The 24,886-nt window shown below is 74.6% G+C and carries 21 protein-coding genes; 11 read left to right on the top strand and 10 right to left on the bottom strand.

Going from position 1 to position 24,886, the window contains the following annotated elements; all coding sequences use genetic code 11:
• Nucleotides 1–43: 43 nt before the first annotated feature.
• The 4 genes from ACFV4P_RS12825 to ACFV4P_RS12810 form a co-directional block, all read right to left on the bottom strand.
• Entirely contained in the window at nt 44–640 is a 597-nt protein-coding gene (locus ACFV4P_RS12825) for a GrpB family protein (protein ID WP_380470301.1), read from the bottom strand.
• Between the two features lie 23 nt (nt 641–663).
• A complete protein-coding gene (locus ACFV4P_RS12820) occupies nt 664–1,137 on the bottom strand; it encodes a GNAT family N-acetyltransferase (protein WP_380470299.1) in 474 nt (157 codons plus the stop codon).
• A 167-nt stretch (nt 1,138–1,304) separates the two neighbouring features.
• Complete coding sequence (gene gcvH / locus ACFV4P_RS12815; RefSeq protein WP_380470296.1) at nt 1,305–1,688, bottom strand: glycine cleavage system protein GcvH; 384 nt, start codon at nt 1,686–1,688, stop codon at nt 1,305–1,307.
• A 140-nt stretch (nt 1,689–1,828) separates the two neighbouring features.
• Entirely contained in the window at nt 1,829–2,260 is a 432-nt protein-coding gene (locus ACFV4P_RS12810; protein WP_380470294.1) for a phage tail protein, read from the bottom strand.
• Nucleotides 2,261–2,610: 350 nt separating this feature from the next.
• Between ACFV4P_RS12810 and ACFV4P_RS12805 the strand changes: the two genes are divergently transcribed.
• From ACFV4P_RS12805 to ACFV4P_RS12760, 10 genes are all read left to right on the top strand, one after another.
• The gene (locus tag ACFV4P_RS12805; RefSeq protein WP_380470756.1) at nt 2,611–4,278 is read left to right on the top strand and encodes an acyclic terpene utilization AtuA family protein; all 1,668 of its coding nucleotides are present in this window, start codon (nt 2,611–2,613) and stop codon (nt 4,276–4,278) included.
• Nucleotides 4,275–5,873, top strand: a complete 1,599-nt coding sequence (locus ACFV4P_RS12800) for an acyl-CoA carboxylase subunit beta (RefSeq protein ID WP_380470292.1) — start codon at nt 4,275–4,277, stop codon at nt 5,871–5,873. The genes ACFV4P_RS12805 and ACFV4P_RS12800 overlap by 4 nt, the downstream gene beginning before the upstream one ends.
• 31 nt (nt 5,874–5,904) lie before the next feature.
• On the top strand, nt 5,905–7,854 hold the full coding sequence (locus ACFV4P_RS12795; protein ID WP_380470290.1) for an acetyl/propionyl/methylcrotonyl-CoA carboxylase subunit alpha: 1,950 nt from the start codon (nt 5,905–5,907) through the stop codon (nt 7,852–7,854).
• Nucleotides 7,855–7,934: 80 nt separating this feature from the next.
• Nucleotides 7,935–9,125 (top strand): acyl-CoA dehydrogenase family protein, encoded by a 1,191-nt coding sequence (locus ACFV4P_RS12790; protein WP_380470288.1) that lies wholly within the window; start codon nt 7,935–7,937, stop codon nt 9,123–9,125.
• A gap of 97 nt (nt 9,126–9,222) precedes the next feature.
• Nucleotides 9,223–10,041 (top strand): inositol monophosphatase family protein, encoded by an 819-nt coding sequence (locus ACFV4P_RS12785; protein ID WP_380470754.1) that lies wholly within the window; start codon nt 9,223–9,225, stop codon nt 10,039–10,041.
• Between the two features lie 157 nt (nt 10,042–10,198).
• Nucleotides 10,199–11,776, top strand: a complete 1,578-nt coding sequence (locus ACFV4P_RS12780; RefSeq protein WP_380470286.1) for an AMP-binding protein — start codon at nt 10,199–10,201, stop codon at nt 11,774–11,776.
• Between the two features lie 51 nt (nt 11,777–11,827).
• A complete protein-coding gene (locus tag ACFV4P_RS12775; protein WP_073815752.1) occupies nt 11,828–12,442 on the top strand; it encodes a TetR/AcrR family transcriptional regulator in 615 nt (204 codons plus the stop codon).
• A gap of 159 nt (nt 12,443–12,601) precedes the next feature.
• A complete protein-coding gene (locus ACFV4P_RS12770) occupies nt 12,602–15,127 on the top strand; it encodes a SpoIIE family protein phosphatase (protein ID WP_380470284.1) in 2,526 nt (841 codons plus the stop codon).
• Nucleotides 15,128–15,213: 86 nt separating this feature from the next.
• A complete protein-coding gene (locus ACFV4P_RS12765) occupies nt 15,214–15,672 on the top strand; it encodes a hypothetical protein (protein WP_380470282.1) in 459 nt (152 codons plus the stop codon).
• A 105-nt stretch (nt 15,673–15,777) separates the two neighbouring features.
• Complete coding sequence (locus ACFV4P_RS12760) at nt 15,778–17,178, top strand: MFS transporter (protein WP_380470279.1); 1,401 nt, start codon at nt 15,778–15,780, stop codon at nt 17,176–17,178.
• 215 nt (nt 17,179–17,393) lie between these two features.
• On the opposite strand, the gene ACFV4P_RS12755 is transcribed toward ACFV4P_RS12760, so the two are convergent.
• The 6 genes from ACFV4P_RS12755 to ACFV4P_RS12730 form a co-directional block, all read right to left on the bottom strand.
• Nucleotides 17,394–17,969 carry a hypothetical protein gene (locus tag ACFV4P_RS12755; RefSeq protein WP_380470277.1) on the bottom strand — a complete coding sequence of 192 codons (576 nt, stop codon included), beginning with the start codon at nt 17,967–17,969 and terminating at the stop codon, nt 17,394–17,396.
• On the bottom strand, nt 17,966–19,369 hold the full coding sequence (locus ACFV4P_RS12750) for a hypothetical protein (RefSeq protein WP_380470274.1): 1,404 nt from the start codon (nt 19,367–19,369) through the stop codon (nt 17,966–17,968). Before ACFV4P_RS12750 ends, ACFV4P_RS12755 begins: the two co-directional genes overlap by 4 nt.
• Complete coding sequence (locus tag ACFV4P_RS12745) at nt 19,366–20,172, bottom strand: ABC transporter ATP-binding protein (RefSeq protein WP_380470272.1); 807 nt, start codon at nt 20,170–20,172, stop codon at nt 19,366–19,368. The genes ACFV4P_RS12750 and ACFV4P_RS12745 overlap by 4 nt, the downstream gene beginning before the upstream one ends.
• Nucleotides 20,173–20,215: 43 nt before the next feature.
• Nucleotides 20,216–21,034 (bottom strand): zf-HC2 domain-containing protein, encoded by an 819-nt coding sequence (locus tag ACFV4P_RS12740; protein WP_380470270.1) that lies wholly within the window; start codon nt 21,032–21,034, stop codon nt 20,216–20,218.
• Entirely contained in the window at nt 21,031–21,591 is a 561-nt protein-coding gene (locus ACFV4P_RS12735; protein ID WP_073815765.1) for an RNA polymerase sigma factor, read from the bottom strand. The genes ACFV4P_RS12740 and ACFV4P_RS12735 overlap by 4 nt, the downstream gene beginning before the upstream one ends.
• Before the next feature lie 239 nt (nt 21,592–21,830).
• Nucleotides 21,831–23,504 (bottom strand): FAD-dependent oxidoreductase, encoded by a 1,674-nt coding sequence (locus ACFV4P_RS12730; protein WP_380470268.1) that lies wholly within the window; start codon nt 23,502–23,504, stop codon nt 21,831–21,833.
• A 224-nt stretch (nt 23,505–23,728) separates the two neighbouring features.
• On the opposite strand from ACFV4P_RS12730, the gene ACFV4P_RS12725 reads away from it, so the two are divergent.
• Entirely contained in the window at nt 23,729–24,871 is a 1,143-nt protein-coding gene (locus ACFV4P_RS12725; RefSeq protein WP_380470266.1) for a SchA/CurD-like domain-containing protein, read from the top strand.
• Nucleotides 24,872–24,886 lie beyond the last annotated feature (15 nt).

Genomic DNA, 24,886 nt, shown 5'->3' with positions numbered 1-24,886 from the left:
CCCGTCACCCGGCCCCGTCACCCGGTCCCGTCACCCGGTCCCGTCATTCGGCCTCGGCGTGCGGCGTCCAGCCGCTCGACGCCGCCCAGGGCTCGGCGACGGTGACGACGAGGTCGACGACCGGGTCCTTGACGTCGGCGTAGGTGTCGACGTCGTGGACGACGCCCGCCAGCACGGACTTGAACCGCGCGTACGCCGGCACCGCCTCGGGGTGGGCGCGGAACCAGTCGCGGAAGAGCAGCGCGAGCCGCTCGTTCGGCGAGCCGAGAAGGCGGACGTGCAGGTTGCAGTCCGCGCCGGGGTGTCCGCGTCGCCGCCAGAACCGCTTCGTCCACCGCTCGGGGTCGTCCTCGATGCCCGCGGGCACATGGTCGTACCGGTGCGGGAGGCGCTGGAAGCCCTTCTCGGCCAGCACCCGGTCGAACGCGCGCTCCGCCCCGGGCAGGTCCGCGACGGTGATCTGCAGGTCCAGGACCGGCTTCGCGGCCATGCCGGGGATCGCCGTGCTGCCGATGTGCTCGACGTGCAGCGCCAGCGGCGCGAGGTCCGCGCGGAGCTCGTCCGCGAGGGCGCGGCCGCGCTCCGCCCACGCCGGGTCGTGGTCGAGGACGAGGGGTGCGGAGGTCGTGTCCGTGGTCATCCGATCAAGGTACCCCAGGGCCGTCACGGGGCGACCGGAAGCTCCAACAGCTCCTCGGGCGGCCGGAATCCGGAGCGCCGGTAGAGCGGGGCGCTGCGTTCGGACGGCCAGACGATCAGCGTGTCGAGGCCCTCGGCCTCCGCGTACCGCCGGACAGCCGCCAGCAGCGCCGCGCCCGCGCCCCGGTTCCGGTGCGGCGGCGTGACGTAGAAGTTGGTGACGTACCCGAGCGGGTCGTTGTCCGCGTACGGCTCCGGCACCCGCTCCACCAGGTGCAGGAACACGTGCCCGCAGACCTCGCCGTCGTGCTCCACCACCCAGGCGGGCCACCGCCCGCCGCCGAGCCGGTCGCGCAGCCACCGCTCGGCCTGCTCCACCGGCCGGGCGCCGGCCGCCGGCGACCCGTCGTGGTCCTCGTGCTTGAACGCCCAGCGCAGTTCCGCCAGCACCCGCGCGTCGCCGGGCCGGGCCGCGCGTACGGTCAGATCGTCCGCCATGACGAAGAGTCTGGCCGACCCCGGCGCACACGGAGGAACCGCCCCCGGGACTTCCCGCGGGGGAGCGGCCGTTCGGTCCGCCGCCGCGGTCTTCGGCCACCGCCGGAGCGACCGGCCGGGGCCGATATTCGGCCGATCCCGTTCCGGATCCCGGTGGCCGCAGGGCCTCACTCGCCGATGGCCGCCCGGTAGCCCGCGGCGTCCAGCAGCTCCTTGAGCTCGGACTTCTCGGACGGCTGGAGCTTGAAGATCCAGGCGTCGTAGGGCTCCTCGTTGAGCAGCTCCGGGCTGTCGGCCAGTTCCTCGTTCACGGCGACCACCTTGCCGCCGACCGGCGAGTAGATGTCCGACGCGGCCTTGACCGACTCGACCACGCCGGCCGCGCCGCCGGCCGTGAAGACCTTGCCGACCTCCGGCAGCTCCACGAACACCACGTCGCCGAGCGCCTTCTGGGCGTGATCGCTGATTCCGACCGAGACCGTCCCGTCGCCCTCCAGGCGCGCCCACTCGTGCGACTCGGCGAAGCGCAGATCGGCAGGGATGTTCGACATTTCCTTCTCCTTCAGGGGGGTGGGTCGAGCAGCAGCCTCAGCATGCCCGAGGCCGTTCGGCGGCGATCGGATTTCCCGCGCGTCGCCGACGGAACGTCAATGTCGGTTGACGGAAGGGCGGTCGACGCAGCGCGCGTCCGTCAGTGGAATTCGACCGCGAGCCGGTCGGTGACGAGCATCAGGTCCTCGATCGTGCCCTCCCCGGTCGCGTCGTCGACGTCCCGCCGGCCCAGTCGCACCGGGACGGCGTCGGTGATGGTCCAGGTGGCGAGCAGGGTCTCGCCGCTGCCGTCCGTGAGGGAGACCCGGCAGTCCTTCCGCTCGACCCGGTTCCGGCTGGCCTCGTGGAGCCAGCTGAACAGCGGGCCGTCCTTCGGGGCGACGCCCTTGCGCAGGCTGATGGTCGCGGACCGCCGGCGACCGGGTGCGCGGTACCGGACGTCCTCGGCGTCGAAGGCCAGGCCCAGGGCCGAGGCGAAGAAGCCGTCGGCCCTGCCGTGACCGCCGAGGTCGAGGCGGAACCAGTGGTTCGGAACGCTGTGGCCCGAGGTGGCGAACTCGGTGGGGGCCATGCCGGTGCTCCTGGGCGGAGAGAAGTGGATCAGTCGCACGCATGCTCGCGAACAAACCCCGAGGCCGGCGCGGAAACGCCGGAAGATCACCGGTTCGGGGGACAGCGGCGGGGCGAGGCGGGGCGGGACGGGGCGAGCCGGCCGGGCCGGTGCCGGGTTCGGCAAGAAACAAGCACGCGTGCTTGATTTGTCGGCGGGACGGTGCCACGCTCGGTCCCGACCGGATCGGCGGAGGGCTCGCCGATCCGGCCGAACGACTGTTCTTCGAGCGGGAGTCGAGGAGGTGCGCCGTGTTGCGGATCGGCAATGCTTCGGGGTTCTACGGGGACAGGTTCGCGGCGTTCCGGGAGATGCTGACCGGCGGCCCGCTGGACGTCCTCACCGGCGACTACCTGGCCGAGCTGACGATGCTGATCCTGGCCCGCGACCGGCTGCGCGACCCGGGGCTCGGCTACGCGCGGACGTTCCTGCGGCAGGCCGAGGAGTGCCTCGCGGAAGCACTCGACCGGGGCGTGCGGATCGTCGTCAACGCGGGCGGCCTGAACCCGGAGCGGCTCGCCGAGGCGCTCGGCGAGCTCGCCGACCGGCAGGGCGTCCGGGCCCGGATCGGGCACGTCACCGGCGACGAACTACTGCCCCGCGCCCAGGAGTTCGGCTGGACCGGGGAGGACCCGCGCCGCCCGCTGCTCGCCGCCAACGCCTACCTGGGCGCGTTCGGCATCGCCGAGTGCCTGCGCGGCGGCGCCGACGTGGTGGTGACCGGCCGGGTGACCGACGCCGCGCTGGTGGCCGGACCGGGCATCGCGCACTACGGCTGGACGCCCGACGACCTGGACGCGCTGGCCGGCGCGGTGGTCGCGGGCCACGTGCTGGAGTGCGGGGCACAGGCCACCGGCGGGAACTACGCCTTCTTCGCCGAACACGCGGCCGGGAGCCTCGACCGCCCCGGCTTCCCGCTCGCCGAACTCCACGCCGACGGCAGCAGCGTGATCACCAAGCACCCGGGCACCGGCGGAGCGGTGACCGTGGAGACCGTCACCGCCCAACTCCTGTACGAGACAGCCGGACCGCGCTACCTCGGCCCCGACGTCACCGCCCGCCTGGACACCGTGACGCTCACCCCGGACGGACCGGACCGGGTACGGATCGACGGAGTGCGCGGCGAGGCCCCGCCCGCCACCCTCAAGGTCGGGCTGAACCGGCTCGGCGGCTACCGCAACGAGCTGGTGTTCGTCCTCACCGGACTCGACATCGAGGCCAAAGCGGCACTCGTGCAACGGCAGTTGACGCAGGCGCTGACCGACCCGCCGGCCGAGCTGCGCTGGACGCTGGCCCGCACCGACCACGAGGACGCCGACACCGAGGAACGGGCCAGCGCGCTGCTCCGCCTCGCCGCCCGCGACCCGGGGGAGGCCAGGGTCGGCCGCGCCCTCACCGCCGCTGCCGTCGAACTCGGCCTGGCCGGCTACCCCGGCTTCCACCTGACCGCGCCGCCCGCCCCGGCCGCACCCTACGGGGTGTTCGAGGCACGGGAGTTGGACGCCAAGGAGGTCGAGCAACTGGCCCACCTGCCCGGCGGCGAAACCGTCACCGTCACCGTCCGTCCGGCACCCCACCCCGCACCCCGCCCCGGGGCCCAATCCGCGCAGGAACAACCGCAGTTGCCGAACGAGCCCGGCCCGGGGCCGACCCGCCGCGCCCCGCTCGGACTGGTCGCCGGCGCCCGCAGCGGCGACAAGGGCGGCGACGCCAACCTCGGCGTGTGGGCCCGCAACGACGCCGGCTGGCGCTGGCTCGCGCACACCCTCACCGTCGAAAACATCCGCGAACTCCTGCCGGAAACAGCGGAGTTGACCATCGAGCGGCACCTGCTGCCGAACCTCCGCGCGGTGAACTTCACCCTCCGCGGCCTGCTCGGCGAAGGCGTCGCCGCCCAGGCCCGGTTCGACCCGCAGGCCAAAGCGCTGGGGGAGTGGCTGCGCTCCCGGCACCTCGACATCCCGGAGGCACTGCTGTGACCGTACTGCCCACCCGGCTGGACACCAGCGGGCCCGCGTACACCGCCGACCGCGCCGCCATGCTGGAGAAACTCGCCGCGCTGGACGCCGAGCACGCCGGGGCACTGGCCGGCGGCGGCCCCAAGTACGTGGAACGGCACCGCAGTCGGGGCAAACTGCTGGCCCGCGAACGGATCGAGCTGCTGATCGACCCGGACTCGCCGTTCCTCGAACTGTCGCCGCTGGCCGCCTGGGGCAGCGACTACCCGGTCGGCGCGTCGCTGGTCACCGGGATCGGCGTGATCGAGGGCGCCGAGTGCGTGATCACCGCCAACGACCCCACCATGCGCGGCGGTTCGTCCAACCCGTGGACGCTCCGCAAGGCCCTGCGCGCCAACGAGATCGCGCTGCGCAACCGCCTCCCGCTGGTCAACCTGGTCGAGTCGGGCGGAGCGGACCTGCCCAGCCAGAAGGAGATCTTCATCCCGGGCGGCGCCCTCTTCCGCGACCTCACCCGCCTCTCGGCCGCCGGAATCCCCACCGTGGCCGTCGTGTTCGGCAACTCCACGGCCGGCGGCGCGTACGTGCCCGGCATGTCCGACCACGTGATCATGGTCAAGGAGCGGGCCAAGGTCTTCCTCGGCGGCCCGCCGCTGGTCAAGATGGCCACCGGCGAGGAGGCCGACGACGAATCCCTCGGCGGCGCCGAGATGCACGCCCGCACCTCCGGCCTGGCCGACCAGCTCGCCCTCGACGAACCCGACGCGCTGCGCCTGGCCCGCCGCACCGTCCACCGCCTGCACTGGCGCAAGTCCGGCCCCGGGCCCGACAGTCGGCACCTGCCGCCGAAGTACGACGAGGACGAACTGCTGGGCGTCGTCCCCGGCGACCTGAAGGCGCCGTTCGACCCGCGCGAGGTGATCGCCCGGATCGTCGACGGCTCCGACTTCGACGAGTTCAAACCGCTGTACGGCAGCAGCCTGGCCACCGGCTGGGCCACCGTCCACGGCTACCCGGTCGGCATCCTGGCCAACGCGCAGGGCGTGCTGTTCAGCCAGGAGTCGCAGAAGGCCGCCCAGTTCATCCAACTCGCGAACCGGCGCGACCGGCCGCTGCTGTTCCTGCACAACACCACCGGCTACATGGTCGGCCGGGACTACGAGCAGGGCGGCATCATCAAGCACGGCGCGATGATGATCAACGCGGTGTCGAACAGCACCGTCCCGCACATCTCGGTGCTGATGGGCGCCTCCTACGGCGCCGGCCACTACGGCATGTGCGGACGCGCCTACGACCCGCGCTTCCTGTTCGCCTGGCCCAGCGCCAAGTCCGCCGTGATGGGCCCGCAGCAACTGGCCGGCGTGCTCTCGATCGTGGCCCGCCAGTCCGCCGCCGCCAAGGGCCTGCCCTACGACGAGGACGCCGACGCCGCCGTCCGCGCCATGGTCGAGCAGCAGATCGAGGCCGAGTCGCTGCCCGCGTTCCTCTCCGGCCGGCTCTACGACGACGGGGTGATCGACCCCCGCGACACCCGCACCGTGCTCGGCGTCTGCCTCTCCGCGATCCACAGCGGCCCGGTCGAGGGCGCCCGCGGCTACGGCGTCTTCCGGATGTAACACCAGCCCACTGACGAAGGGGAATTGACGGATGATCACCTCACTGTTGGTGGCCAACCGCGGCGAGATCGCCCGCCGGATCTTCCGCACCTGCCGCACCCTCGGCATCGCCACCGTCGCCGTGTACGCCGACCCGGACGCCGACGCCCGGCACGTCCAGGAGGCCGACACCGCCGTCCGGCTGCCCGGCGCCGCGCCCGCCGACACCTACCTGCGCGCCGACCTGCTGATCCGGGCCGCCCTCGACGCGGGCGCCGACGCCGTCCACCCCGGCTACGGCTTCCTCTCCGAGAACGCCGCCTTCGCCCGCACCGTGCAGGACGCCGGACTGCTCTGGGTCGGCCCGCCGCCCGCCGCGATCGCCGCCATGGGCTCCAAGACCGCCGCCAAACGCCTGATGGCCGCCGCCGGCGTGCCGGTCCTCACCGTCGGCCCCGAACCCGCCGAGGCCGACCTGCCGCTGCTGGTCAAGGCCGCGGCCGGCGGCGGCGGACGCGGCATGCGGGTGGTGCGCACCCTCGCCGAACTGCCCGACGCGCTGGCCGCGGCCCGGGCCGAGGCGGCCGCCGCGTTCGGCGACGACGAGGTGTTCTGCGAGCCCTACCTGCCCGCCGGCCGTCACCTGGAGGTCCAACTGCTGGCCGACGCGCACGGCACCGTGTGGGCCGTCGGCGACCGCGACTGCTCGCTGCAACGCCGGCACCAGAAGGTGATCGAGGAGGCCCCCGCGCCGGGCCTCGACCCCGCACTGCGTACCCGCCTGCACGCCGCCGCCACCGCCGCCGCCCGTGCCATCGGCTACCGCGGCGCGGGCACCGCCGAGTTCCTGCTCGCCCCCGACGGGCGACTCGCGTTCCTGGAGATGAACACCCGCCTCCAGGTCGAACACCCCGTCACCGAAGCCGTCACCGGCCTCGACCTGGTCGCCCTCCAACTCGCCGTCGCCGAGGGCGAGAAGCTCCCCGCCACCGCGCCGCCCGCGCGGGGCTGCGCGATCGAGGCGCGCCTGTACGCCGAGGACCCCGCCCGCGACTGGCAGCCCGCCACCGGTACCGTCCACCTGCTCGAAGTCCCCGGCGTGGACGTCGAGTTCGACACCCTCCCGGCGCCCGCCGGCCTGCGCCTGGACGCCGGCATCGGATCGGGCGCCGGCGACGCGCACGCCGACCGGATCACCGTCCACTACGACGCGATGCTCGCCAAGGTGATCGCCTGGGCCCCCACCCGCCGCGCCGCCGCCCGCCGCCTCGCCGACGCCCTCGCCCGCACCCGCCTGCACGGACCCGCCACCAACCGCGACCTGCTGGTCCGCGCCCTGCGCCACCCCGCCTTCCTGGACGGCGCCGTGCACACCGCCTTCCTCGCCGAGCACGCCGACCAACTCCTCGGCCAGGACGCCAAATCCGCCCAGCTCGCGGCCCTCGCCGCCGCCCTCGCCGACGCCGCCGCCCGCCCCGGCGCCACCGCCCCGTCCGGCTGGCGCAACCTGCCCTCCCAGCCGCAGCACAAGCGCTACCGCACCACCGACGGCGCCGAATTGGACGTCCGCTACCGCCTCACCCGCGACGGCCTGCGCGCCGAGGACCACCCCGACGTCCAACTCCTCGGCAGTACAGCGGAATCCGTCGACCTCGCGGTCGGCCCGCTGCGCTGCCGCTACCGGATCGCCCGGCACGGCGACCAGGTCTTCGTGGACAGCCCGACCGAGCACCACACGCTGACCGTCCTCGACCGATTCCCGGACGCCGCAGCTCAGTTGGCCCCCGGAACGCTGCTCGCCCCGATGCCCGGCACGGTCGTCCGGATCGCCGCCGAACCCGGCCGGACCGTCACCGCCGGGCAGCCGCTGCTCTGGCTGGAGGCGATGAAGATGGAACACCAGGTCACCGCCCCGGCCGACGGCACGCTCGCCGAACTCCCTGTCGCCGTCGGCCAGCAGGTCGAGACCGGCGCCGTGCTCGCGGTGGTCACCGTCACCTGAGACTGCCTTCGAAACCCTTGCGCACCAAGCCGGTTGGGCGATCCCGCACACCGGCCACCCTCGCCCGGAAGGACCCGCCGATGTCCGCACCGCGCACCACCGCCTTGCCCGCCTCCCCGCTGATCGAGTCCGAGGACCGCCGCGCGCTGCGCGAAGCCGTCGCCGCGCTCGGCCGCCGCTACGGCCGCGAGTACTTCCAGCGCAAGGCCCGCGAGAACCAGCCCGTCGAAGAACTCTGGTCCGAGGCCGCCAAGTTGGGCTACCTCGGCGTCAACCTGCCCGCCGAACACGGCGGCGGGGGCGCGGGCATCAGCGAACTCGCCGTCGTCCTGGAGGAGTTGGGCGCGGCCGGCTGCCCGCTGCTGATGCTGATCGTCTCGCCCGCGATCTGTGGCACCGTGATCGCCCGGTTCGGCACCGAGGAACAGAAGCGGCGCTGGCTGCCCGGCCTCGCCGACGGCAGCAAGGTGATGGCGTTCGGCATCACCGAGCCCGACGCCGGCTCCAACTCGCACCGCATCTCCACCGTCGCCCGCCGCGACGGCCAGGACTGGCTGCTCAGCGGCCGCAAGGTCTTCGTCTCCGGCATCGACCACGCCGACGCCGTGCTGTTCGTCGGCCGCACCGAAGACGCCCGCACCGGCAGGCTCAAGCCCGCCCTGTTCGTCGTCCCGCGCGACACCCCCGGCTTCGAGTACCGCCCCATACCGATGGAACTCACCGCCCCCGAACGGCAGTTCCAGGTCTTCCTGGACGACGTGCGGCTGCCCGCCGACGCCCTGGTCGGCGACGAGGACGCCGGGCTGCTGCAACTGTTCGCCGGACTCAACCCCGAGCGGATCATGACCGCCGCCTTCACCCTCGGCATCGCCCGCTACGCCCTCGACACCGCCGTCGCCTACGCCCGCACCCGCACCGTCTGGGACAAGCCGATCGGCGCCCACCAGGGCATCGCCCACCCGCTCGCCCAGTGCGCCATCGAGGTCGAACTCGCCCGCCTGATGACCCAGAAGGCCGCCCACCTCTACGACGCGGGCGACGACCTGGCCGCCGGCGAGGCCGCCAACATGGCCAAGTACGCCGCCGGCGAAGCCTCCTGCCGCGCCGTCGACCAGGCCGTCCAGACCCTCGGCGGCAACGGCCTCACCCAGGAGTACGGCCTCGCCGCCCTGATCACCGCCACCCGGGTCGGCCGGGTCGCCCCGGTCAGCCGCGAAATGATCCTCAACTACGTCGCCCAGCACACCCTGGGCCTGCCCCGTTCGTACTGACGGACCGTCAGGAACCCCCGTGCGCCGGTGCGCGAAGCAATTCGAGGGATCGGCGTCCCGCGCCGGGACGGGCGGTTACGCTCCCGCCATGACGATCATGCACAAGTCCGACGAGCACACCGACGCCGGTCTCGCCCGCCGCGCCGCCGAGGCCGGCGCCGAGGCCGTCCGGGCCCACGCCTGGGCCACCGCCGAGAAGCACCACAAGGGCGGCGGCGACTTCGCCACCGCCGCCGACCTGGCCGCCGAGGCCGCCGTCCTCGACCTGCTGCGCGCCGCCCGCCCCGGCGACGCGTTCACCGGCGAGGAGAGCGGCCGCACCGGCGCGGCCGACGCCGACCGGCGGTGGCTGATCGACCCGCTCTGCGGCACCCTCAACTACGCCGTCGGCACCCACCTGGTGGCCGTCAACGTGGCCCTGCGCGAGCACGGCCGGACGGTCGCCGCCGCCACCGCCGACCCGTACACCGGCGAGACGTACTGGACCGACGGCGAGCGCGCCCACCTGCGCCACGACGGGCAGGACACCCCGCTGGTCCCGTCCGCACAGTCCGCGCTCGTCGACCTCAACCTCGACCCGCCCTACCCGAACGCCGCCGCGTTCCGCGCCGCGCACCTGCTCACCGACCCCGACTTCGAAGCCGCGTTCCGCCCCCGGGTGGTCTCCAGCACCCTGGCCGTCGCCTGGGTCGCCGCCGGCCGCCGCGCCGCCTACATCACCGACGGACACCTCGCCGACAGCGTCCACTTCGCCGCCGGCCTCGCCCTGTGCGAAGCGGCCGGCTGCACCGTCACCGACCTGCGCGGCAAGCCCCTGCACAGCGGCGGGGGCGGCCTGCTGGCCGCCGCCGACGCCGACACCCACGCCCGCCTGCTCGACCTGATCGACCGCCAGTACCACCGCGCGACCCCCTGATCACGCCACGCGCCCTGCCCGCGCCCCTCCCCGCCCCGGCAGCCTTGGCCAACAGCAGGCAGGAGCCCGCACCACCGAGACGCACGCCCGCACCACCGGCACCACCGAACAGGACCGCGCCGCCACCCCGACCGCCGAGCCCGCCCCGGAGGCCCGCATGGTGTTCCACAGCGACTACCCGACCGTCGCCCCGCTCGACCTGCCCATCCACGACGCCGTCCTCGGCGACTGCGCCACCGGCGAGCACGCCGAACGGCCCGCCCTGGTCGACGCACTGACCGGGCGGACCGTCAGCTACCGCGAACTCGACACGGGCAGCCGCCGGATCGCCGCCGGGCTGGCCGCGGCGGGCGTCGGCAAGGGCGAGGTGGTGGCGCTGTTCAGCCCGAACACCGTGGCCTACCCGCTGGCGTTCTACGGCGCCACCCGCACCGGCGCGACCGTCACCCCGGTCGGCTCGCTCGCCACCGCCGCCGACCTCGCCGGCCAGCTGCGCGACTGCGGCGCCCGCTGGATCATCACCGTCGCCGCGTTCCTGCCCGTCGCCCTCGAAGCGGCCGCGAGCCACCCCGTCGCCGAGATCTTCGTCTGCGACAGCGCCGACGGCCACCGCTCGCTCGCCGACCTGGCCGCCACCGACGCCCCCGAGCCGACCCCGGAGTTCGACCCGGCCGCCGACCTCGCCGTGCTGCCGTACTCCAGCGGCACCACCGGCCTGCCCAAGGGCGTGATGCTCACCCACCGCTCGGTCTCCACCAACCTCGCCCAGCTCGACGCGATGCTGAAGACCGCCCCGGGCGAACGCATCCTCGCCGTCCTCCCGTTCTTCCACATCTACGGCCTGACCGCGCTGCTGAACCGCCCGCTGCGGGCCCGCTGCACCGTCGTCGTGCTGCCCCGCTTCGACCTGGAGCAGTTCCTGACGGCCATCCAGGAGCACCGCATCGAGGCCGTGTTCGTGGCCCCGCCGATCGCCCTCGCCCTCGCCAAGCACCCGCTGGTGGACCGCTACGACCTGTCCTCCGTGCGCTACGTGCTCAGCTCCGCCGCCCCGCTGGACGCCGAACTCGCCGCCGCCTGCGCCCGCCGGCTCGGCCTGCCGCACCTGCTCCAGGCCTACGGCATGACCGAACTCTCCCCGGCCACCCACGTCGTCCCGCCGCACGACCCCCACCCGCCCGTCGGCACCGTCGGCCGCCTGCTGCCCGGCACCGAACTGCGGGTGCTGTCCTTCGACGAGCCGCGCCGCGACCTCGGCCCCGACGAGGACGGCGAACTGCTGTTCCGCGGCCCGCAGGTGATGAAGGGCTACTTCGGCCGGGACTCCGACACCGCCGCCACCGTCGACGCCGACGGCTGGCTGCACACCGGCGACGTCGGCCACGTCGACGAGGACGGCTACCTGTACGTCGTCGACCGGGTCAAGGAACTCATCAAGTACAAGGGCTACCAGGTCGCGCCCGCCGAACTGGAGGCCCTGCTGCTCACCCACCCCGCCATCGCCGACGCCGCGGTCATCGGCGTCACCGACGCCGAGGGCACCGAACGCCCCAAGGCGTACGTGGTGCCCGCGTTCGGCTGCGAGATCGCCGAGCAGGAGGTCATCGAGTACGTGGCCCGCCGGGTCGCCCCGTACAAGAAGGTGCGCGAGGTGGAGTTCCTGGACGCCGTGCCGAAGTCCGCCACCGGCAAGATCCTCCGCCGCGAACTGCGGGACCGCGCCGCGCGCGGCTGACGGTCTGCGAGGATCGGGACACGCCGAGAACCAGCCGAGCAGGAGCCGCCGATGACGACCAGCACCCCCGCCGCCCGCACCCCCCAGCAGGACCGCAGCCGCGCCACCCGCCGCCGGCTGCTGGAGGCGGCGGTGGAGTGCCTGGCCGACGTCGGCTGGAACGGCTCCACCGTCGCCGTGGTCGCCGAACGGGCCGGCGTCACCCGCGGCGCCGCCCAGCACCACTTCCGCACCCGCGAGGACCTGTTCACCGCCGCCGTCGAACACGTTGCCGCCGAGCGGCTGGCCGCCGTCCTCGCGCACATGCGGGAGCTGCCGCCGCCCGGGCCGGAACGCACCGAGGCGGTGGTGGAGATGATCGTCCGCCTCTACACCGGCCCGCTGTTCCGGGCCGCCCTGCACCTGTGGGTGGCCGCCGCCACCGAGCAGCCGCTGCGCGAACGGATCGTCAGCCTGGAGAACCACGTCGGCCGCGAGGCGCACCGGGCCGCCGTCGAGTGCCTGGGCGCCGACGAGAGCGCCACCGGCGTCCGGGAGACCGTCCAGGCGACGCTCGACCTCGCCCGCGGCCTCGGCCTGGCGAACCTGCTCACCGACGACGGCCCGCGCCGGGCCGGCATCGTCCGCCAGTGGTCGCGCCTGCTGGACGCCGCGCTGGCCGGCTGAGCCCCGGCCGGGCCGCCGTTGTGGCCGGTCACGGCCCTGACCGGCGGCGAAACCGGCAGATCACCGCCTTCCCCTTGCCGCGAAAGGCCCGGATCGAGGAGACTTCGACCTTCGGTCACATCGCCCGTACGACCACCAGTCGCAGGGGTGCGACAGGCCATGCAGTCTGGTGGAAGCCGGAACGACCGGCGGAACCGGGGAAGGTACCGGGCAGGTGTCCAACTGAGCACGCACGGATTCGAACAGAAGCCCGGTCGCGACGCGGCGGGCGACGCCTCCGCGCGTCTGGCCGGGCACCGCCTGGTCCCGCTGGCCACCGCGCTGGTCCAGGACGACGGCCGCATCCTGCACTGGAGCGAGGAGGCCGAGGCGCTCACCGGCTGGACCGCCCAGCAGGCCCTCGGCGCCCACCCCGCCCGGCTGCTGCTCGCCGACGACGGGGTCGACGACGGCGAGAAACTGTTCGCGAAACTGCTCGCCGGCCGCGGCTGGTCCGGTACCCACCCGGTCCGCCGCCGCGACGGCTCCACCGTCGAACTGGAGTTCCACACCTACCCGATCGCCGGGCCGGACGGCTCCACCCTGCTGCTGGCCACCGCCTCCGACGTGCACGCCCTGCACGAGGTGGAGTCCGACCTCGCGGTCTTCGACGGCTTCTTCAACCAGTCGCCGATCGGCCTCGCCGTCTACGACACCGACCTGCGCTTCGTCCGCCTCAACGGGGCACTCGCCCGGATCAACGGCCTCACCGTCGAACAGCACCGCGGTCGGCGGATCACCGCCGTGCTGCCCGGCATCAACGCCGCCGAGGTCGAAGCCGTCATGCGGCAGGTGCTGGCCACCGGAAAGCCCGTCATAGACGCCCGCTCGCACGGCCGCGTCCCCGCCGACCCGCGCCGCGACCGGGCCTGGTCCGCGTCCTACTTCCGGCTGGAGGACTCCACCGGACGGGTGCTCGGCGTCGCCTCCTCGATCATCGACGTCACCGAGCGCTTCCAGGCCGAGGCCCGCGCCGCCCGGGCCCAGGAACGCCTCGCCCTGCTGGCCGCCGCCGGCGCCCGGATCGGCACCACCCTCGACCTCCAGCGCACCGCCGAGGAACTGGTCGAGGCGGTCGTCCCCCGGTTCGCCGACTTCGCCACCCTCGACCTGCTCGAACCCGTGGTACGCGGCGAGGAACCCGCCCCCATCCAGCCCGGCAGAACCGTCCAGGTCCGCGCACTGGCCGTCGGCGAGGCCTACGGCACCAGCCTGACCGGCGCCGCCGACCAGGTCGGCGGCACCGTCGAGTACGGCCCCGAGCGCACGTACACCAAGTGCCTGCGCAGCGGCCGCACGATGTTCAAGCCGCAGGTCGACGAGGAGGTGCTGCGCGGCATCGTCCCCAGCGAGGACCGGGTCGCCCCCGGCGTCGCCGCCGGCATCCACTCCTACCTGCTGGTGCCGGTGATCGCCCGCGGCATGGTGCTCGGCGGCGCCGAGTTCATCCGCACCCGCAACCCCGAGCCGTTCGGCGCCGCCGACGTCTCGCTCGCCGAGGAACTCGTCGCCCGCACCGCCCTCGCCATCGACAACGCCCGCCTCTACCGGCGCGAACGTGAAACCGCCCTCACCCTGCAGCGCAGCCTGCTGCCGCAGGAGATCCACCGCACCCTCGGCCTGGAGATCGCCCACCGCTACCTGCCCTCCAGCGTGGTCAGCGAGGTCGGCGGCGACTGGTTCGACGTCGTCCCGCTGTCCTGCGGACGCGTCGCCCTGGTGGTCGGCGACGTGATGGGCCACGGCATCCGCGCCGCCGCCACCATGGGCCAACTCCGCACCGTCGCCCGCACCTTGGCCACCCTCGACCTGTCGCCCGAACAGGTCCTCGGCCGACTCGACGAGACCGCCTCGGCGATCGGCGACGGCCAGTTCGCCACCTGCGTGTGCGCCGTCTACGACCCCGTCGACCGCAGCGTCGTGATCGCCTCCGCCGGCCACCTGCCACCCGTACGGGTGGAACCCGACGGCACCGCCCAGATCATGCACCTGCCGCCCGGCGTCCCGCTCGGCATCGGCGGCGGCGCGTTCGAATCGACCGAGTTCACGCTGCCCGCCGGCTCCACCTTCGCGCTCTACACCGACGGCCTGGTCGAACGCCGCGGCCGCGACATCGACGAGGGCATCGACCTGCTCGCCCGCACCCTCGCCACCCCCGGCCGCACCCTGGAGGAGAGCTGCGACGCCGCACTCTCCACCCTGGTCACCGACGGCACCGAGGACGACATCGCGATGATCATGGCCCGGGCGCTGCCCCTGCCCGCCGACCGCATCGCCACCCTGGTCCTGCCCACCGAGGGCCCGCTGCCCGCCCGCGCCCGCCGCTTCACCCGCGCCACCCTGGAGAGCTGGGGCCTGTCCGGCCTCACCGACTACGCCGAACTCGTGGTCAGCGAACTCGTCACCAACGCCCTGCTGCACGCCGACGCCCCCCGCCGGCTGCGCCTGTTCCGCGACCGCACCCTCACCCTGGAGGTCTCCGACGCCGGCGGCCAGCCGCCCCGGCTGCGCACCTCCGCCGAGGAGGACGAGGGCGGCCGCGGCATCCACCTGGTCAGCGAACTCGCCCACCGCTGGGGCACCCGCCCGACCAAGCACGGCAAGGTCGTCTGGGCCGAGATCGAACTGCCCTACCGGCAGGGCTGACACCCGCCCGGCGGACACCGCTCGCCCGTCCGGCGGGGCTGACGGACAGTCGGAGCAACCCCCTCCTCCGTCCGGAAGGCCCCGTCGTGCAGTTCCGCCTCCCCGCCGCCCTCGCCGCCCTCGCCCTGGGCCTGGCCCTCGCACCCGCCGCCGTCGCCGACGAGGAACCCGGCGCCTCCGACGCGGCCACCGCCATCGAGATCACCGGGATCACCATCGACCCGAAGGTCCCCAGCCGCGTCCGGGTCGAACTCGACTACACCTGCGCCCCCGCCGACGGCCCGCGCTCGCTCAACACCTCCGTCGAACAGACCGACCCCGACGACCCCGCCACCGTCGCCTTCGGCTCCACCCGCACCTCGCCCACCCTGGTGGCCTGCGACGGCGCCGAACACAGCCAGAGCGTCGTCGTCCAGTCCAAGACCAGCAACTGGCTGGAAGGCGTCGACGCCGTCGTCATCACCACCCTCGCCGACCTCGGCGCCGCCCCGCCGGCCTTCGCCGACGCCCAGCAACTCGTCCTCGACCTGCCCGCCGACTCCTGACCCGCAGTCGGCCGACCGGCCGACCGGCCGTCAACCCCGGCGCGCCGCACGCCCGCCGCCGTCCGCGCCGCCCAGACTGGGACGCCGGACGGAAGGACACCGCGGATGGCCCAGCCCACCACAGCCGGCGACACCACCACCGAGGTACGCCGCTGGCGGGCCCTCGCGGTCTGCCTGGTCGCCGGCTTCATGACGCTGCTGGACGTGTCGATCGTCAACGTCGCACTGCCGTCCGTGCGCGCCGGCCTGGACATGTCGGAAGCAGGCCTCCAATGGGTGCTCTCCGGCTACTCGCTGGCATTCGGCCTGGTCCTCGTCCCCGCCGGGCGGCTCGGCGACGCGGTCGGCCGCCGGCCCGTCTTCCTCACCGGCCTCGCCCTGTTCACCGCCACCAGCGCGCTGGCCGGCGCCGCCCAGAACGAGGACTGGCTGGTCATCGCCCGACTGCTCCAGGGCCTGTCCGGCGGCCTGCTCGTCCCGCAGGTCTCCGGCTTCATCCAGCAACTCTTCCGGGGCGGCGAACGCGCCCGCGCGTTCGGGTTGCTCGGCACCACCATCGGCTTCTCCACCGCCGTCGGACCGCTCCTCGGCGGCCTGCTGATCGCCGCGTTCGGCGCCGAGGAGGGCTGGCGCTGGGTCTTCTACGTCAACCTGCCGATCGGCCTGGTCGCCCTGCCCTTCGCCCGCCGCCTGCTGCCCGCCCCCACCCCCGACACCTGCGCCCGCCGCGACTTCGACCCCGTCGGGGTGCTGCTGCTCGGCGTCGGCACCGTCCTGCTGCTGCTCCCGCTCGTCCAGGCGCAGTGGCACGACGCCCGCAAGTGGCTGCTGATGGCCGGATCGCTGCTCGTGCTCGCCGTCTTCGTCTGGTGGGAGCGGCGGTACGCGCGCCGCCGCGAACCGCTGGTCCACCCCGAGCTGTTCCGCACCCGCTCGTTCACCGCCGGCTCGCTGGTGTCGCTGCTGTACTTCGCCGGGTTCACGGCCGTGTTCTTCGTCTTCACGCTGTACCTGCAGTCCGGCCGCGGCTACAGCGCGCTCTACGCGGGCCTCGCCATCACCCCGTTCGCGCTCGCCTCCGCGGTCGCCTCCACCATCGGCGGACGGATCGTCACCCGGCACGGCCGCCGGCTGATCGCGTTCGGCCTCGCCACCGTCGCCGTGGGCCTGGCCCTCGCCGCGCTCGCCGTCCACCTCTTCAACGGCCCCTTCGTCGGCTGGGCCACCGCCCTGCCCCTGCTGATCGCCGGACTCGGCAGCGGCCTGGTCGTCTCCCCGAACCAGGCCCTCACCCTCAACGAAGTGCCCGTCGCCCGGGCGGGCAGCGCCGGCGGCGTCCTGCAGACCGCCCAACGGATCGGCTCCGCCGCGGGCATCGCCACCGTCGGAGCCACGTTCTTCGGGCACCTGCACACCCCCGCCGACTACCCGGGGGCGTTCCAGCTCAGCCTCGCCGTGGTCATCGGCTTCGTGCTGCTGGCGCTGGTCGCTGCGCTCCGCCCCTGAGGGCCGGGGAGAGCACCAACAGGGGCGCGGGGAACTGCGCGGAGGGGAACGCACCACGTCCGCAAGATCGCGACGCAGGACAATGACCTGCACGTGATCGCGCCCTTGCGGACGTGGTGTGCGCTTGTCGCGCAGTTCTCCCCCAGCCCTGGCGGGCCGGGAGGTACCCCCACGCGCCCCTGTCTTCGCGCCCTCCCGGGTTCGCGCCCGCAGGGCTATCGTCGCGGCCCGGCGAAGGCGTAGAGCGTGGTGCCGACCAGGAACAGGGCCGACGCCGTCGCGGTGGACGCCGTGGTGCCGGCGGGCTGGTTCAGCCACATCGCCACGCGGCCCGGCGTCCCGCCGATCGGCGGGACCAGCAGCGTGAAGGCGAGCCAGCCGGTCGGCAGCGTCCACCCGTACGTGGTGCCCCAACAGGCGGCGCCGAGCGCGGCCAGGCCCGCCAGGCCCGCGCTGTCACGGACCACCACCGAGGCACCGGCCAGGTGGGGCCCCGCGGCCTGGACGGCCAGCAGGACCGCTCCGGCGGCGGCGCCGATCAGCAGGACGTGCGCGGCCCGGCGCGGCGCCCAGCGGATCGCGGCGGTGCGGTCGAGCACCGCGTCCTGCCCGCCGAGGCCGACGATCGCGGCCAGCACGTTCGCGGCCAGCACGAAGGCGGTGGTCCCCAGGTCGTCAGAGCCGTCCGGGGCACCGTCCACCAGCGCCCACACACTCAGCGCGACGGTCGCCACCACCGCCGCCGAGAGCGGCACCTGACGCGAACGGGCATACAGCACAAGCCAGTTCATCGAGCCTCCGGTCCGGTCAGGACAGTCGCACGGTGGTCCACCGAGCAGGACAGCGCGGCGTCGTGCAGCGCGGCGATCCGGGCCCGCTGCTCGGCCGGGGGAGTGGCGGCGAACGCCGTCCAGGCGGCCCGGGCGTCCTCCCAGCCCTGCCGGTCGTACATGCTGGTGCCCGGGGTCTCCACCGGGACCAGGGCGCTCTCGCCGAGTGCCCAGCTCGCGGCGACGCTCTGCGTGGCGGCGTCCTCGACCATCCCGCCCTCCCGGTCGGTGCGGGCGTAGCAGGTCGGGACGAGGCCCTGCGCGACCAGGGCGCGGGTGAGGTCCCGGCCGCTCGCGTGGGCGAACTCCCGTTCGTCGAAGTCCACCAGGACCGTTCCGGCGTCGATCCGCCGCACCTCGCCGAGGGCGCGCGGCTCGGCGTCCTCGCGGATCGCCTGCGGCGCCCGGTCGCCCAGTACCTCGTGCAGAATGTGCAGCGCCTCCGCGCCGCGCGCCGACAGTTCGGGCAGCCGGTGCCGGTTCGCCGTCGTCACGCACACCGGTCCGTCGCAGACCGGCCGGGCCGCCGCCGCGTCCACCACGTACGTGCGGCGGGCGTCGCCGGGCAGCACCGCCAGCGCCAGGGCCGCGCCCACCAGCACCGGGACGAGGGCCAGCAGCCGGGCCCGGCGGGTCGCGGCGACCAGCAGCGCGAATCCGGTCGCGGCCAGGCCCAGCAGCCACAGCGTCTGGCCGAGGTGGACGGAGCCGGACAGGGTGAGCAGCGACTCCCGCGGATCGACCGTCACCGGGGAGAGCAGGGCGAGCCGGTTCGGTGCGAAAGGGGCGCCGGGCACCGCGCCGTCGGTGGTGAACCGCAGCAGCATGGACACCGTCATCAGCGAGAGCACCACCAGCGCGGGCGGTGTCAGCACCGACGGCACGGCCCGCGCCACGCCCATGCCGAACACCGCGGCCGCCGCCAGGGCGAGCACCGCCACCAGCGAGATCGGCACCCAGCCCAGCGGCCAGTACCGGGTGTCGCCGAGCGCCACCTGCACGCCGCCCGCCACCACCACCAGGCCGAACCCGGCCATCAGCACCCCGGCCATCGCCCCGGCGGGCAGCGCGGCGCGCCGCCAGGCCGGCTTCGGCACGGTGCCGAACAGCTCCGCCGTCCCCGAACGGGCGTCGCGCAGGCCGTACAGCGCGCCGGCGCCGACCGACAGCGGCCACCAGAAGGCCAGCAGCCAGCGCGTCCACATCGCCATCGGCGTCCACTGCGCCGTCCAGCCGGCCGTGCCGCGCCACCAGATGCCGTCGATCGCGAACAGGATCGCCAGCGAGCCGCCGAGCACCAGGAGCCCGGCCCAGGGTGCGGCCGAGCGTCGCAGCTCGGTCCGCAGCACACGTGTGTTCACCAGATGCCCCCGGGCTGCTCGGTGTGGCGGAGCAGCGCCGAGTAGCCGCGCTCCAGCGGGCTGTCGCCCGGGTGTTCGGGCCCGCCGGCGGCGGCCAGGTCGTCCGGGGTGCCCTGGAAGACCAGGCGGCCGTCCGCGAACAGCACCACGTCGGAGCAGGCGGCGGCGACGTCCTCGACCAGGTGGGTGGAGACCACCACGCAGGTGTCCCGGCCGAGTTCCTGCAGCAGCTCGCGGAAGCGCAGCCGCTGCGCCGGGTCCAGTCCGGCGGTCGGCTCGTCCAGCAGCAGCAGGTCGGGGTCGTTGACGATGGCCTGGGCGATGCCGGCCCGCCGCACCATGCCGCCGGACAGCGTCTTCATCCGGTGGTCGGCGCGGTCCGCGAGGCCGACCCGTTCCACCGCCCGCTGGACGGCGCCGGGGATCTCGGCCTTCGGGACCTCCTTCAACCAGGCCATGTACTCGACGAACTCGCGGACGGTGAAGCGCCGGTAGTAGCCGAAGTCCTGTGGCAGGTAGCCGATCCGGCGGCGCAGCGCCCGCAGGTCGGCGCGGTCGGCGGCGGTGCCGAGCAGTTCCAGCTCGCCGCCGGCCGGGCGCAGCACGGTGGCCAGCGCCCGGATCAGGGTGGTCTTGCCGGCCCCGTTCGGGCCGAGCAGCCCGTGGGCGCCGGTCCCCAGGGCGAGGTCGAGGCCGTTGACGGCCATTTTCTTGCGTCCGGCCCGGACGAGCAGGCCCTCGGCGCGGATCTCCCAGGCATGGGTTTTGGGCGCGACGGAGGCCGCGCTGACGGCGCGTGGCATGGAGGTGGTTCCTTCCGGAAAGGGGTGGGTGGAAAGGGGTGGGTCAGGTACGGGGTGCGGAGTAGGCGCGCCGACGGGCGAGCACGGTGGCCGCGCCGAGGACGAGCAGCAGCGCCCAGCCGGGCGACTGCTCGGGCCGCAGCACGAACGGCAGTCGGCCGGTGGCCCAGACGGGAGCCGCGACGGCGGCGGCCCAGACGGCGACCAGCGCGGCGGCGGCCCGGCCGACGCCGACGACGCTGCCCAGGGCGAGCGCGGTGGTGGTGAACGCCAGCGACGGCAGCAGCCACTGCGCGGCCGACATCGCGCCGGTCAGCCCGCCCGCCGCCAGCAGCACCGGCAGCACCACGGCCAGCGCGGCGACGGTGCGCCGCAGCAGCAGCGGAAGGCCGGAGCGCGGAGCGGCGGCGGTCAGTTCGTACGCCGGGTCGAGGCCCGGCGCCCAGGCCGCGGCGGCCGCGCACAGCGGCAGCACGGGTGCCACCAGCAGCAGCGGAGACACCCGGCCGAGCAGGTCCGGCGGCCCGGCGGAGTCCAGCGTCAGCGCCAGCAGCACCACCGCGACGGCGGTCAGCAGCCAGGGCGTCACGGCCGGCACGGCCCAGGCCGGCAGCCACCGGGCCCGCCGCCGCACCGGCACCGGGCGGGCCGTGCCCAACTGCGGCCCCAGCGCGGCGTGCACGGAGCCGACCAGCGCCGCGACGCCGGGCGCCGCGGCGGGCACGGCCGCCGCCAGCAGCCCCCGGCAGGGCGCGCAGCCCTCCAGGTGCGCCTCCAACGCCCAGACGGTGTCCGCGGGCAGGCCGTCGCCGCCGCGCGCGTACTCGTCGATCAGCCCGGCCGAGGCGTGGTCCGCGCTCATGCCAGCTCCTTCCGCATCGCGATCCGGGCCCGGCGCGCACGGGTCTTGACCGTGCCCTCGGGCAGTCTGAGCAGGACGGCGGCCTCCCGCACCGAGAGCCCGTCCAGGACGGTGGCCTGCAGCACCGCGCGCAGCTCGGGGGCCAGACGGCGCAACGCGTCCCCCACGTCCCCGCCGACCGACGCGGCCAGCGCCTCCTCCTCGGCCGCCGGGGCGGCGGCCAGGTGGGCGGCGGCGGCCGGCGGCTCGGCGTGGTGCGCCCGGCGGCGGAAGGCGTCGACCAGACGGCGGGCGGCGATCGTCCACAGCCAGCCGACGGCACTGCCGCCCACCACGCTGCCGGCGAACGCGCCGGCCGCGCGCCACACCGCCAGGAAGGTCTCCTGCATCACCTCGGCGACGATCTGCTCGTCCGCGCAGCGGCGGCGCAGACGCACCGCCAGCCACGGGGCGGTGCGCCGGTACAGCTCGTCGAACGCCGCGCGGTCGCCCTTGGCGACCAGGCGGAGCAGACGTTCCTCGTCCAGCTCGTCCAGTGCTCTCCTGCGTGCTCTCACACCTGCCAGACGCGAGGGCTTGCGCCCGGGTTCTCGGTTCGGCGTGATGCCCGTCACATTTCACGGGGGAGGGTGTGAAACCGGGGAGAGCACCGTCAGGGGCGCGGGGAACTGCGCGAAGCGGAAGGCACCCCACCGCAAAGATCGCGACGCAGGACAATGACCTGCACGTGATCGCGACCTTGCGGACCGGCCTTGCGCTTGTCGCGCAGTTCCCCGCGCCCCTGGCGGTGCTTCTCTCAGGCCAGGCCGGCGATCCCGCGGACGGCGACCCGCAGGGCCGCGGCCGGGTCGCCGACGGCGCCTGTCGCGCGCCAGCCGACGAAGCCGTCCGGGCGGACCAGCGCCGCGCCGCCCGGGTGCAACCCGTACGCGGCGGGCCAGGTGGTGGGGGAGACCGGGCCGGTGGGGCGGGCACCGGAGGGGAGGTCGGCGGGCGGGGGCTCGGGGAGGAGGTCGCCGCCGTCGCCGATCAGCAGGCAGCGCAGCGGCACGCCGGTCTCTTCGGCCACCAGGCGGGCGGCGGCCGGCCAGGCCCCGCCGCCCTCGACGGGGGCCAGCAGCAGCGGACCGGCGGAGAACAGGTCGAGGGTGGAGAGGCGCGTCCCGGCGGCGTCGCGCAGCCACACGTGCGGGGCGCGGGTGCCGGGTTCGCCGGTGGCGGCGAAGCGCTCGGGAACGACGCCGGCCGTGGCGTCCGCGCCGATCAGCGCGCCCTCCGGGTAGCGGTAACCGAGCGCCACCGCAAGGACGTTGGTGCGCGGCCCGCCGGCGGGGGCCGCGTCGAAGCCGGGGTGCTGGTGCTCGACGGACCGGGCCGCCGCGCGGGCCGCGGTCTGCACGGCGACCGGGCGGCGCTCGCTCTCGTAGGAGTCCAGCAGCCGGGGCCCGCCCCAGCCGGCCAGGACGGCGGCGAGCTTCCAGGCCAGGTTGTGGGCGTCCTGGATGCCGGTGTTGGAGCCGAACGCGCCGGTCGGCGGCATCTCGTGCGCGGCGTCCCCGACCAGGAACACCCGCCCCGCGCCGTACCGGTCCGCGACCCGTTCGGCGGCGTGCCAGGGGGCCCGGCCGGTGATCTCCAGCTCCAGGTCGGGGACCCCGGCGGCGGCCCGGATGTGCGCGGTGCAGCGGGCGTCGGTGAAGTCCTCGACGCTCTCGCCGCGCTCGGGGTGCCAGGGCAGGTGGAACACCCAGTTCTCGTGGTTGTCGACCGGCAGCAGCGCGCCCGCCCCCGCCGGCTCGGTCAGGTAGCAGGCGATGAATCGGCGGTCGCCGACCACGTCCGCCAGCCGCTTGGCCCGGAAGGTGACGCTGACGTTGTGGAACAGGTCTCCGCGCCCGGACTGCCCGATGCCCAGGCGCTCCCGGACGGGACTGCGCGGACCGTCCGCGGCGATCAGATAGTCGGCCCGCACCTCGCGTTCCTCGCCGGTGGCCCGGTCCCGCAGCAGCGCCGTCACCCCGTCCGGGTCCTGCTCGAAGGAGAGCAGCTCGGTGTTGAAACGGACGTCGCCGCGCCCGGCGGCGTGCCGCAGCAGCACCGGCTCCAGGTCGTTCTGGCTGCACAGGCACCACGCGGACGGACTGAACCTGGCCAGGCCCCCGCCCGGGTCGATCTCCCGGAACAGCCACTCCTGCTCGCCGCCCGACAGCGTCTCGGCCTGCAGGATGCCGTGGTTGTCGGCGAGCACCGACGCCGCCGCCCGGATGTCGTCCTCCACCCCGGCGGCGCGGAACAGCTCCATCGTGCGCAGGTTGTTCCCGCGCCCGCGCGGATGCCGGGAGGTCTCCGCGTGCCGCTCCACCAGCAGGTGCGGCACGCCGAGCCGGCCGAGGAAGAGGGACGCCGACAGCCCCACCAGGGAACCGCCCGAGACCAGGACCGGAACCCGGTCCGCCATCTGTGTGTTCATCAGCTCTGCTCCATCCGTGCGGGGCGCTGGATACGCCGGACCCTGCATCCATCCCCCGCCGCCGACGGCCACGCAGGGTGCTTCCCTCGGATGGCCGTGAAGTCTCGCGCCCGCCCCCCACCCCCGTGACGATCGAGTGCGAACCACGCCCCGCCCGCCGAGACCGAACGGCACCGCGGCCGGCCGAGGGCCCCGGAGCGAACCAAGGACAGGATTCCGCCACCATGACCCTGCTCTCCGAACCCGAGGAGACCGCCACCGGCCGGCCCGTCGCGGGCCGGCTTCGCGTCGTCCTGATGCTCGACGTCCACGACGGCGCCCAGGACCGCTTCCTCGACGCCTACGAACTGCTGCGCCATCAGGTCTCCGCCGTGCCCGGCCACGTCAGCGACCAGCTCTGCCAGTCCATCGACGACCCGTCCCGCTGGCTGATCACCAGCGAATGGGACAGCGCCGCACCGTTCCTCGCCTGGGTCGACAGCGCCGACCACCGCGAGATGGTCAAGCCGATGCACGGCTGCGTCCGCGACACCCACTCGCTGCGCTACACCGTGCTGCGGGAGACCCACGGCGACCGCACCTTCGACAGCGCTGCCGCGCCGCTGCGCCCCGGCGAGCACCACCCGGGCGTGCCCGCCGCGCCGCGCCCCGGGCCCGACGGCGTGGTCCGGCACGCGCTCAGCTTCACCGTCAAGCCCGGCGCCGAGGCCAGGGCGGCCGAGCTGCTGGCCGGCTACCGCTCCCCGCAGGCCCGGGTCGACGATCGAACCCGGCTGCTGCGCACCTCGCTGTTCATGCGCGGCAACCGGATCGTGCGCTGCGTCGAAGTCGCCGGCGACCTGGTCGTCGCCCTGCGGCACGTCGCCAGGCAGCCCGAGGTGCGGGCCGTCGAGGAGGCCATCAACCCGTACCTGGAGGAGGACCGCGACCTGGACGACCCGCTGTCCGCCCGCGACTTCTTCCAGCGCGCCGCACTGCCCGCCGTCCACCACCACGCCGCGCTCAAATCCGGCCGGGTGCAGCGGCACGCCTACCTGTACCCCGTCCGGCCCGGCTGCGGCGCGGCGCTCGCCGCACTGCTGTCCGGCGAGGACGAGCACGCCGCCGCCGACCCCGGATCGCCGCTGGTGCGCGCCACCGTCCACCGCCGCGAGGACCTGGTGGTACGGCTGGTCGACCTGCTCGCCGACCCGGCCGCCGACCCCGCCACCGCCCTCGGCGTGGCCGGACCGCGCGCCGCCGCCGTGCTCGGCAAGCTCGCCGACATCCCCGCCGAACACCCCGTGCCCAGTGCCGACGGCCTGCGCCACCTGCTCGCCGAGTGCGCGATGACCCCGGTCACCGACCGCCACTCGGCCGACACCTGACCACCCGCCACCCAC

The organism is Kitasatospora sp. NPDC059795 (assembly GCF_042732175.1).
Taxonomy (GTDB): domain Bacteria; phylum Actinomycetota; class Actinomycetes; order Streptomycetales; family Streptomycetaceae; genus Kitasatospora.
This window is presented reverse-complemented; position numbering and strand designations above follow the sequence as displayed.